The 12,269-nt window shown below is 40.5% G+C and carries 6 protein-coding genes and 1 tRNA gene; all 7 read right to left on the bottom strand.

The genetic code is table 11. From position 1 onward, the window contains the following. Nucleotides 1-197 precede the first annotated feature (197 nt). On the bottom strand, nt 198-1,184 hold the full coding sequence (locus DXV75_RS16590; RefSeq protein WP_115594545.1) for a hypothetical protein: 987 nt from the start codon (nt 1,182-1,184) through the stop codon (nt 198-200). Continuing rightward, nucleotides 1,177-2,274: a hypothetical protein gene (locus tag DXV75_RS16585; RefSeq protein WP_115594544.1), complete on the bottom strand. Its 1,098-nt coding sequence runs from the start codon at nt 2,272-2,274 to the stop codon at nt 1,177-1,179. The genes DXV75_RS16590 and DXV75_RS16585 overlap by 8 nt, the downstream gene beginning before the upstream one ends. A 375-nt stretch (nt 2,275-2,649) precedes the next feature. Further along, complete coding sequence (locus DXV75_RS16580; RefSeq protein WP_115594543.1) at nt 2,650-3,399, bottom strand: hypothetical protein; 750 nt, start codon at nt 3,397-3,399, stop codon at nt 2,650-2,652. A 13-nt stretch (nt 3,400-3,412) separates the two neighbouring features. Further along, complete coding sequence (dptH, locus tag DXV75_RS16575; RefSeq protein WP_115594542.1) at nt 3,413-8,461, bottom strand: DNA phosphorothioation-dependent restriction protein DptH; 5,049 nt, start codon at nt 8,459-8,461, stop codon at nt 3,413-3,415. Then, the gene (gene dptG / locus DXV75_RS16570; protein WP_115594541.1) at nt 8,442-9,740 is read right to left on the bottom strand and encodes a DNA phosphorothioation-dependent restriction protein DptG; all 1,299 of its coding nucleotides are present in this window, start codon (nt 9,738-9,740) and stop codon (nt 8,442-8,444) included. Before dptG ends, dptH begins: the two co-directional genes overlap by 20 nt. A gap of 3 nt (nt 9,741-9,743) precedes the next feature. Beyond that, nucleotides 9,744-11,414, bottom strand: a complete 1,671-nt coding sequence (dptF, locus tag DXV75_RS16565; protein ID WP_245953279.1) for a DNA phosphorothioation-dependent restriction protein DptF — start codon at nt 11,412-11,414, stop codon at nt 9,744-9,746. Nucleotides 11,415-11,941: 527 nt separating this feature from the next. Further along, nucleotides 11,942-12,018, bottom strand: a tRNA-Arg gene (locus DXV75_RS16560). Nucleotides 12,019-12,269: the final 251 nt, after the last annotated feature.

Raw genomic sequence — 12,269 nt, 5'->3', positions numbered from 1 at the left:
CGCCTGCTTAAGAATGGCCAGGATCTGACTGTCCGTGTATCGTGATTTTTTCATGCAGAATCTCCTGCGTTCAGGTTACGAGAAAATTCTACTTTTGGCTGCTGTTATTTTTAGGGGGGATTACCACACGACACCGTAAAATCGGGTGACGGTAAGATCAGGTCTGGGCTATTACAAGTAATGCATACCTTTTTGAACTAAACTAAATCCTCTTCAAAGGTAATAGCCTGTTCTATTGTTGCCAGGAACTCACTTCCTCTGTCTATTTGCCAGATACTTGTTGCATCGCTAATTAATGACATTATGCGATATCTATCAAAGACTATTGATGCGGTAAGTTCCCCTTCCTCATCGTACCTTCTTTCAATATCCCTCATGTCATAAGGTACAAACAGGCTATTCATGCTTGTATCCGGGATATTTATGTAATTTTTAACTCTAGCCACGCTACCTTGTTTAGTGTTCCAGTTTTTCCCAGTAGCGCTTTGCCCCAGAAATATCTGTGTTCTAGATAGACAAGTATCGTCTGGGAATGGCAGCCAAGCCACTATATCAACTCCCCCGTCACCATTGTCACCTTCTCTAAATACGTGTGATCTTGACGTGACCTCACAGTCTATATCAATAGCTAATCTTTTCATTTTGTCCTCAAGAGAGCCGACATAACGATTATTCTGCAACCCTGAAGCTCCAAAACGATGAACAGAAGAAGTTCCTCCTAAATAAGCAGACATTGCCAATCTTGATATTTCCTCAAATATCGCACTCAGAAGTGACTGCTTGTTGTGATAACTGTTAGATGAAGCTAGAAGTAGGCCTAGATATATCTTGTTTTGGTCTGTTAACTCTTCTTTCAATTTAATGGAATTAGGTGTTACTTCGAAGGGATAATTGTCACCATAACTGCTAACTCGACTAAGCAAAATTGCAAACCATTGAAGAATACGATCATTCCATCTTTGGGTATATTCTGATGCGTAGTCAGAACCAATCCAGTCTTCTGTACCTATAGGATTCTCATCCTCGTTTATAACGCCAGAGTCATAAAAACGATCGTATATATCTTGGTCGGAAACTAAATCGTCACTCGCTAGCAAAGCTACTAACTCGATATAATCACTGTAATAATGACACTTACTAAAAGTTCTATCAGGAGGAGTTGCAATATTTCTAACCTCAAGCATCCCAGTCCTCATTATTTTTTTTCGCTTCTATCGCTGACTTTATCGCTTTGGCTAAATCAAAAATCTCTCGGAGTTTTACTAAATCGGATGAATGATGCTCTTTGACATTATGTGTCATCGAGTTCGCTCTTTTAAGAGAAGAAAGAGATAGTTCTATTTCATTATGGTATGAATCAGCAGTTACAGATACTTGGTTGTAAGCATCTCTAACTGAGCCGCTACCCCCTCTAAAATAATCGAATGCCAATGGGTCAGCTAACACATCGTTAAGCATCTTAAGTTGTTCGCTGTTGCCTAATACTCGTGTTGCCCCTTGGTCATTCTTTCTAAAAAACCAGTTTGTAAGTTCTTCTAACTTATCTATATTCAGTGATACTGTGGGAGTTTCTGACAGGAGATCAACATCAATGTATTTTCTAATATTGTCCTTGCCTAAAGAATCTGCATAGTAGTTGAAAAAAATTGTAGATTCATCTAAGCCAGGTATATTGAAGAAGCCTTCGTCTTCGACTTGTTCATAAATCCAGAAACTGATTAGCAACTTTCTAACGTGGTCACTTCGACTGCCTATAGCTTTAGCTAGCTCTCTACATTTCTGAGTTAAACTTTCATCTTCTAAAGACTTATAAAGCTCATTCAGATATCGAGCTTTTGATAAAATACCCCAAGATTTAACTCCTGTGACATGTCGATATCCTAAGTATTGAGTAATTTCAGAGCGGCTATCAAAAACTATACATGGAATCTCTAGTGGAATATGTTCTGCTTCCTCGATTACCTTGGCAATTTTTTTCTTGTGTAACGAAGCAAATTCGGGTTGATTAAGAAGTGTAACCGCTGTTAATCTTCTATTACCCTCAATAACAATATATTTTTTTCTCTGCTCGTCCCATGTAACCAATATTGCTTCACCAACAAAGAAACCTGCTTCACCGATCGCCATCATCAATTCAATAATTGAGGCATCCTGTAGCATCCAATTTATTATCTCTCTATCTTTGCTTGTTTTTTTACGAAGCTTAGACGGCAACCTTGGATTATCTCGATCGAGTTCCAATTCACTAATTTCTATATTTTGAATATTTTTCATGTTTTTTCTATTATTCGTGTAGCTGAAATCTTATTTTTTATTTTGTGTGCAGACAAATGCACATAGCGGTGCGGAAAAATCTAAATCTCTACGTGTATAAGTTGCTTCGACTAGCGAGCATACCTCATCTGCAAAAACGCTCGGTCACTCTTGGGACGCCTCGCTTGTGTAACTATTTTCCTAGCCTTCCAAGCTTTTCAAATGTAGAAATATAGCTTTTGACTTCATCTGTGTGATGCTCTGTTGATTCATACTACTCTCTAAGAGTGACTACTTCCGCCTTTTTATTTTCCAATGCAATCAAGGCCAAATTCTCTTTAACTTCTGGTGAATTCCGGTCGATCATTTTTAACCCTTTCTCTTACATAAAATATTTTATCGAATCCACTTTTGAGCTCCTATTTCTATTGAGCTAACTATACACTCAACATCTTTACACTTAGATACGATCTCAAGCTCAAATAAACTTCTGCACTGCAAAAAACTTTCTTCAACTGAACGCCATACTCCCGCAGGTTCTCTTCTTAGTATTCCATCTTTTAATTTGGGCGGCCGGTTCAGAAAATATAAAACAAAACTAGCTAGAGCAAAAACAATAGATAATATAAAAAACGACCAGTTTATCTGTGTTTTCAAAGAATACAAAGCTGCGAGAAAAGCGACAATTGCATATAGGAGCGAAATTAAAATGATAAAATACACCAATCTCGCGTTGTAACTTGCTGAATGAGACTTCTTTAGAAATGAATGGTTTGGGTGCTCCTTGTGTTGCCATTGATTTAGATATTTAAACCATAGAGCATTGGCTTCATGTAAATTTAAGCCAAACTTTTCTATTAATAGGTTGCTCGCATATAAAGTTTTTATCCAGTCACTCGTACTATTTCTGCGCTTAAATAGCGGATCGCTGTAATAGAAATAGATCAAAAGGACAGACGACATGAGCATTGAGGCAGTAATATATTGAACTTGTGCTGGTATATAACTAGCAACGTGTTTGCTCCAAAAATCCTCCGGCAACAAATTGTAGAGGAATAGCCAGGTTATGGCTGAGATGATTGCTATCCCTTTAGTTTGATGACCGCGAACCAATTCTTCAGATGTAACTATATTCTTTTTGCGCATATAAACCTTCTCTTTATTTTAGCTCCCAAAATGCTTTATCTTTTATCTTCGTTATTTTTTTATCACCATTGATATACAAACTATGATGCTTTTCAAGTTCTCTGACAGCCTTCATTAACAACTCTTGATCACTCTTATCATCTTTGTTGAAGATAGACTTAATATCCTGGTTTTTGATTTGTGAAACCCGGTGAACAATCCAACTTAAAATGTAAGCCGAATAGTCATTTTCACCGGTTTTAAAGTGGGTGATGTCCTGTGTGGAGAGAATAACACCTACTCCATACTCCCGCCCTTCTTTCAGAATTTTTCTCAGGCTCGGGAAGTTTTGCGACATAAAGTTATCAGCTTCGTCGACTAAGATAAGCTTAGTCACCTGTCTAAGGTCACCCTGGACTTCAGGTTTACCTTGCTTTTGCATCTGTGAATAAAATAGATCCAAGGTCAAAGCTACGACTAAGTTTTGTACCTCACTTGGGTAGCCAGCTAACTCTATTACCGTGGTCCCATTAATGAGTTCATAAAGTGACATGCAATTATTGATATCGTCTTCGAATATCTCTAACTCACAGACGCTTTCAAGTGCTGCAAATAATGAATCTTCTGTAGGCTCACTATCTATGAAAAGTTCCCATACATCAGCTAGGGATGGTGCGGGCTTTCGCCAGGTTGATTCATCTGCTCTATCAATACCTGCAAGCTCATATGCTTCGCCGATTAGACGTCGTAGCCTTAGTTGTTGTCTCTGACCTAAACCAAATGCCTTACCCATGGTTTCCGAAAACCCCCGAGCCGTGTGTACTGGCAGCATCGGTGTATCACCAAATAAACTTAAAGGGTTATAAGGCAATTTATGTAATTTAAAGCTCCTACCATTAGTGGCACTTAAGAATTTGTCATCCACATAATCCGATTTGTAATCGAAGATAAGTATACCGATTGGTTTACCATCAACATTGTTATGTTGATTACAATGAAGTTGTGTAACTACTGACTTGGTACACTGGGTCTTGCCTGTACCCATGGTGCCAATAATGCCCGAATTTGTGTTCATGAACTTTGCAGTATTAGTCGGCTCCCAGTAGACGGGTTGATTATTATTGGTAGCGTGGCCAACCAGCACTTTAAGAGGCTCTAAAGTATTAGTCTTGTTGATCAAAGAAGACGTTTCTTGCTCAGCGACTTTACGGACTTCTTTTTCTTCTGGTTGATTCCCGTTGTAAGCCGGCCTATCGGTTTCATTTGGATTTATAGGCTCTATTGCTGGGGTTATAAGAGCTTGCTCCGCAGATAGAATGAACTCATCTGGAATGTAACAGAGTTCACTACTTTGAATATTACTGAGCAGGTTTTGCAGTGGCGTACTAATGAACCGGTTTAGATTTGCGCTAGGTAGTTTGATTTGGAGGATATTATCTTCAAGGCTGTATTCCTCTTTTGCATAATCAGCATTTTCAAAAAATGCCATCATAAAGCCTTGAGGATAATTGGCTAAATCAACAACCCTGTAGTCGCCCTGAAGCCACCATTCTCTGCGCGCTTTGAGTTTCTCGAAATAATCCTCTTGATACACCTTATACAATTCAAACTTGTCGACTTGCATAAAAATCTGGCGCACAAACAGGCCCCGGTACAAGTGCCCGGCTAAGTCGTCACGGCCAAATAAGTTTTCTACCAAATAGCGCTTAAGCTCTTTAGCTTGTTGAACCCCTTTACTATGATTACGCTTCTGACCCATTTTCACTTCAAGGGGCAGCAGGTACATTTCTTTGTCTTTGAAGCCAACGAACAAGACATCGTCTGAAATGGCGCCGCTTTTATAGCCTTGGGAAAAGCGAGAGAATTCACTTTCACTCATTCTTAGCCCAATATTGCCAGCCACTCGCAACATCTCAGCTACGCTCATGGGTACCCAGATGATATCGCTTTGATGAAGTAGGCAGTTAACGTATTTGTATGCACCAATAATACTTTTCTTCTCTTTGCGCTCATTGTCATTGCAAGTGATCATCTTAAGTAACCACTCACCATTGAACGCATTGAACTCATCAATCAAACCTTTCACGCCCTGAGATAGCACTTGGTCATACAAGTCGCGGCGCTTGGTAACCGTGATTGCATCGTAATTTGCTGAGTTTGAGAAGTTGTCTGAATAATGGATCAGCACTGCGTCTTTTTGGGTTTTAAAGAAATCGAGGGTGACTTTCGGATCTATGATTACTGTCCAAACCGAGTTTTCGTAGACATGTTCAAGGAGCTCAGTGAGCTTTCCTGAAACTTTAAGCGCTAACCCATTGTTGGTTTCGTATTTTTGGCCACACCACGCCGCTTTAGCCAAATTGTTAAAGTGGCTGCTGAGTTTGAGGCTTTGGTTATTGGCCATTTCTAAGTTGTTTAATCCATAGGTAGTAAAATAGGTGCTTTGCTCATCGTAGGCAGTCTCACCAGCAAGCAGCCCATGGCAGGCCACCCCAGTTTTCTCGGTCAGTACATCGACTGGCGTCGCCTCTACACTGGTATCATTGCGAACAAAACTGATGTGTGCGTAGTTAAATGCTTCGACGGCACTATCCAATTTAAACTTACTGTAAGTGATACGACTTTTAAGCAGATCAGCAATCGCATCGCCTTTATCCTTTTCACTGCCAAGCTCGGCTAATTCTTTTAACTCGTCGTAACTTGGAGCATCCGCAAAGTCATCAAAATAGGTTCGCTGTAGTTTCTTATCGTATAGATTTACATGGATTCGATTTGCTTGCTCCGGTGAGAGCTTCTTGAGGTAATCAACCAACCCAAGAAAAAGAGAAGTATTGTCCGCATTATTAATCGAGTTGATGTAAAGAGTTTCTTTACCCCCTTTACTGAAAAGCACGTCAAATGCCTTAGTAAACTCATTTGCTTTTTGTCTGACTAAAGGCCTCACGTAACCTAGGCTGGTATCTTTGTCAGCAACCAACTTACACCACATTCGGTTTTCTGCTACCGCTTGGTTATAAGCAAAATTGTCTTCCGCATGCCAAACAAAGGGTAACAACCCTTCGGCATTTAAGCGCTTAACTGTAGCCCTTGGTAAAGTACCGAAGCTACTATCATCTTCCTGTGATGCTTTATTTACTAGTTGTGCAAAATACGCGAGATTTAGTGGATGGTAAGGAGTGAGGTACTCTTGCTCGTCAAATTCTGCAATTCCGATGTTGGCCAAAATAACCGAATCTGGTGAAAGTAGTACTTTGGTATCCAACTTTTCAATTTCATTTAGGTAGTTCTCAACTACTTTCTCGACTAAATCAACGAACTTTGGCCCCCAAGAACAAGTACTGATAAGCCCTTTTCGAGAATCTAAATAATCAAAAAGATCGTTATACGCTTGGTGTAATTCTCCAAAAGGTTCCTCTAAATTTTCTAGCTTTACTTCAGGCCTCGCCCCTACCTTTGTTGCCAACGTGCGAGTATCCAGTAGCTCAGCTTCCCACCTCAGCAGGTTTTTACGCATACCTTTTGGCGTTAGGTCCTTACCATCAATTACGACCTTTTCTTTGGCTCTGTTGTATAGGCCATTGAATTCATCGTTGTATAAACGGGTGAAGAAGTTTGTATCTAGAACGAGTGGTAGGCTTAATGAATCGCCAGAAACAGCTCCCTCCACCTCAAAGCTCAAAGTACACTCGCCACTTTGAACTGAAAATGTTAAAGAATCCGTTTCGTTGGCATACTCGGCAAAGTCAACGGTTTGTGTTTGGTTGACCACAAAAGTTTGGTTTGACTGTGTCACTTTAGCTGTATCGCCGTGCTCCGCTACTTGCAGTTTGCCTGCATTTGTTTGCAACGTGATTAGCTGCTTTCGTGGTGTGAGTAAGAAACTGTCAGCTAAATCTGCTAAATAAAAGGCGCCTTGCGGCAAAACAAGAATTCGATACTTGAACCGCTCCTGGGGCTTTTCCCGTTTAAAATCGATACTAAAATAAAGAGGTTTTCCGCCAAACGATCCGTTAGCTTGAACGATAGAGTGTTTCTGGGAGCGGTTGTTTACGTCCAGTGATATTGGTTCGTTGGTATGCTGGAGCTTAAGCTCATTCTTCTCTATCTTACCACCGGTAAAATATGCCTCAAGGCTAAACTCATTCTGGCCCTCAGGAACTTCGATGATTAGATGACGCTCTTTTTTATTTTCACGCGCGATGAAGTTAAGGGCTCCCGCTGATTCTCGTTCAAAGGCCAGGAGGTTTTCTTTATTTTCTCTGCGCTCCTTAACTATGGCGCCAAAATCGAGCTCTACCCAACTATCTCCATCAATAAAATGTTGCTTTACAAACTTCTCGCTCAGATCGAGATCGCCAAGTTTTTCGACAAGCTCTTGGGGATATTTCTCTACTATTTCGCTGATACTCTCGTAAAGCTGATGATTTTGTGACAGGCGTTTATCAATTTGCGCTGTATCGTCCCAGCTTATGATTGTATTGTCATTGAATAGTCCCAATTCACTGAATTGGATAACACCATCTTCGAGCGCTTCATACAGCTCGCTAAAGCCAAACATGGTTGCGCCATCTTCGATTATCAATTTAAAGCGGTGATCAAGTAAGCATTGTGAAATCTGGTCAGTACCAGTGATTGAACTTATTAATTCGCTCAGGGAGTGTTTTATTGTAGAGGGATGCCAAACTTCACCAGGCTTACCCAGGTCCCTTGCTGAATTGATAAGAGTGTCTAAAAAGGAATTATGAACAACCAGTAAAACGCAATCGCTTAAGTTTCCAGTTTGGCTGGATATTAAGTCACGCAAGTGCGAGATATAGTTCTCACTAAATCCCGTTTCTGTCTCGCTGTGCACAACTGGTATTATTTTTTTGTCCGCAATCTCAATCGCCTGGAATTGCTGATTTATCGTTTCAGTAACAACTGAAATGCTGGTATCGGCCACTTTTAATAGGGCATTGTACAAGTTTTGGCTATTTGAGCTGTCTGGCGAGCGAAACTGAAAACGACTTTCTCCCTCTATTCCTTGTCTGGCCCATTTGCAAAAGTGCTCGACTAGAAAATCTTCATATAGTTTTTTTGACATAAACTGCATCTCCGCTGTCACTCATTCGCTCTATGTTGCCCATCCGCTCGAAGAGCTCGATCAAAGACTCTTCACTGCTCTTGTCGAAAAACACTCCTCGATGTTGAAATTCGACCAACAACTCATGGAGACGCAACTGATCTCGGTTACCTATAGCAATATTTGTAAGCAGTAGGAGATAATCCTGGTTGAGTACTAAATAAGAGCCCGCTCTACCGCGACCTTGTTCGAATGGCTTAATGAATGTCTCTCGCGTGGCCTTAACAAAATTATTGAAGGCGGTTTCTCTGGTAGCCCCTTTCTTAAATTGTTCGGCAAACAAATTAGTTAGATTAGTAATTGCTTCAGATATGTTGTGTGCAGGGCTGAGGTGACTGGTTAACTTGCGATCCTCATAAAAACTCTGTGCATAACTGTTAAGTGCATCTACATCTGCATCCGTCAGCTCCGGAACAAGCTCCCAAAGGGGTAAAATGGCGACATTGGTATCTTGTAAGCTCTCGTTTAAAGCCAGATAGGGGAACAAAGCATAACTTGCATCCACAACCTGCTTATGCCCATGTAACTGCAATTTAGTGCGCTCTTTACTGGCCTTTTCACTATCCAAAATAAAGTAGCATGGCTTAATTTCTGGTTCACTTTTCCAACCTTTTACATTTAAAGCTAATTGCGAAGTGTACAAAAAACCGTAAAGTTGGAGGAAAGATTTAATACTTAGTAAAAAATGTTCTGGATAAGCTACTAGAAACTTGAGATCTTTCTGGAAGAGCTCAGTTAGCTGAGGCAAATAGGGGCTGTTAACCCTCTCATTTTTTTTGCTTTTTGCCGTAACTTGTGGCGAATCAAATACCTTTTTTATTTCTCTTTCTAAGAAATTGAAATGAGAAGTAGGAGGTTCTGCTAATTCTAGGTCCCCCATCAAATTGACCAGAAATGAAGTTAAGCGCTCATCTCCAGCACAGCTACTTTCGGTACTTAGCACTTTTAAGACTTGCAATTCAGGCGATATATTAAATACTTGTGCTGTATCGAAGTACATTTTCTCTACAACATGCCAAAAGGGTTCACCATCCAGTTTATTCTCTAGCTGGGCCCTACATAGATGCTTGAAATCATCGAGCGACTTAATTTCCTTCGCCAGTTGAATTTTATGCAAAGACTTTATAAAGAAGCCCACAACAACATCCCAATCATATTTGTTATTGGCACTGTTAGCTGAGACTGGGAAAAAGCTGGCGGCACTATTATTTTTCGGCTTTAATTCATGTAGTAGTGGCACTGCTTACACCTCACTTACCATTATTTCTTCATCATTGAGCTCTAGCTGATATCTTCTACCTTCACCAGTTATCACTAACTCACAAGCAGATTTAGCCTCTTGTATTATTTCATTTGCCAGCTCATCCAGCAGGATTACAGAATTTTTATCATGTTTGTTTGGCCTATAGCCGTTGTTGATACTCAAGAGTAAAGACAACAAATTGATATTGATTGGGAGGATGAATTGCTTGCTTTTTAACTTCAGCCGAGCGTTAAAAAAGGCACTACTTCTCATCGTGTTTTGCCTAATAGCGTCGGAATCCATTGATAGGTCGGCCGGTGCTGCCACTTGGTATTCGCCAAAGTCAGAAAGCAGGTAATACTTTTTACCTAATTTAGGTGCATTACGATTGATGTATGCTCTAATCGCAGCAATCAAGGTATCTCGATAAAACACTTTAAGCTCTGATTTTTGTTCTGGACTACCCGTATAGCCTTTATGCAGCTGGTACACAGAAATGTATTGATCGATTAACGAAGCGTTAAAGTCTTCCTGATATTTCTTATGATAGTTGTTAGCAAAGTCATCATATTTAAGGATGTAGAACAAGCGCAGGTATTGGGCGCCGCTCGTAAGACCCTCAATCCCAAACAGTTTTATTGCCTCTTTGAACTCCTCAAATTCCTCGTTAGATAAATTCAGATCAAAGGCTAAGATAAAGCGATCGATTTCTTTCGTACGCAGGTTCGCGGGATCAAAATCTTGAATTTTATTTGCTAGCTCATTTCCTCCACCAGCAAACAAGTTGTCAAATAAGTACCCATCGGCGAGCAATAGCTCATGGATAAAGTCAAGCAATGCACGCGCAGTTAGGAATTGGTCCCGCATTAATCGCGCTTTGAATAGCAGATCTATAATCACTCGCTGGACTGAAGGTATGCTCAGCATCTCAAAGTTTGTAAGCACCCTTTGCGAGTCATAGTCACCGAGCTGTCTTTCCTTCTCCACTAACTGCCTGATGATATTGTCGTTTTTTTGAGTTAGCCGCTGTAATAGCTTTTGCGCAAAATCAGAGTCATAGCCATTCTCACGAATTGCAAACTTTGGATAATCCTCAAAGTTGATGAACTTGATGTTTTGGGTTTCGAAATTGCGATTTTGAAGATAACGAGCGAAGGAAGCTCTAATGGTCTCGTTTTGGCCTTCCTCAGCATAGTTACCCAGCATGCCTGTGTTTATGCCAACAACGAGAGGTTTATTTCCCTGTTCAAACTTCAGAAATTCATTATCTAAGGTTTGAATTGCTGTTCCATGTGGATCAAAGCTATGCGTTGCATCCAAATGAAAATTGACTCTTTGACTGTATTTTTCCTTGGCCTTTGTCAGTAACTCAGACTTTCCATCACCACTACTTCCACATAGAAATAGAATTTTTTTATCATTAGCACCGAAGGATGAGATTACTTCATCAACATGCTTCTCTATAGGCATTTCTATGTAGAGATAGCTTTTTATTTCTTCTAGCTGTGAGTGGGTATCTCCGTCTCTTTCCGTCGATACTGCAAAGGGAGATGATTTTGAAAGGACACTTAAGGCTTCTTTTAACCGCATTTTTGACCCTAAATAGCGGCTAAAGATAAATCCAACCGCTCCATGGTTAACTTTTACTACGTCACCGCCATCTGGGCGCACAACATTATCAATTGAATGGAGTTATAGCATGAAGACAGCGGAAAAATATAGGACAAAACCGATCATATTACTGGTTAAGTGGTCACATTTTTATTGTATGGATCGTTGATAATGTAAATCGGTTACAAATATCACATGAGTTCAATTCAATAGGTTAGTGCTTTCATTATCCCCAAACTTACCAGAAGACGGCTGTAGCCCGTGGTAATGGATTATCAATCGGACATACACTTGCCTATAACTCATGAAGACATATTTCAGGCGCAAAGTATACCTCCCGCAAAAAATTAAGAAGCGAAGTAAGGGGCTAGTGTCAAGCCAATAATGGTACTGTTGATGGGTTTGAGCAACGTAGTATTCATGCTGAAGTACCAGAGCGCAAAGTTTTACGAAACGGGAAATACTCAAAGCCGGATAAACTTAATTAAAGATTCTGCTCGCCCAATATTATTGTGTCTTCAGTTTGGTCACAGACTCTGCTTTTATCGATTGTGACTAAGAAAAGCAAAGGACAAGAAAGAGAGAAATGGCCCGCCCCAGAGGATTCGAACCTCTGACCTCAGCCTCCGGAGGGCTGCGCTCTATCCAGCTGAGCTAGGGGCGGATAAACTTTTTACTTCAATTTTTATAATACACGACGTTGCGTCGTATTTTTCGCACAATGTCCGTTGCCCGCTTTTTCCGTTTTCCGGATGTCCGTTACCTCCGGAGGGCAACGCTCTATCCAGCTGAGCTACGGGTGCGTATTGAGCAGTAGAGTCAGGAAGGCCCCACTAGGCTCAAGCGGGCGTAATAATACTGATGCTGGCGGGTGGTTTCAACGTGTTTGTACAGATTGATCAAAGTTATTGGTAT

The organism is Alteromonas aestuariivivens (genome assembly GCF_003367475.1).
Lineage (GTDB): Bacteria > Pseudomonadota > Gammaproteobacteria > Enterobacterales > Alteromonadaceae > Alteromonas > Alteromonas aestuariivivens.
Note: the sequence above shows the minus strand (reverse complement) of the source record. Positions and strands in the feature narration are given on the sequence as shown.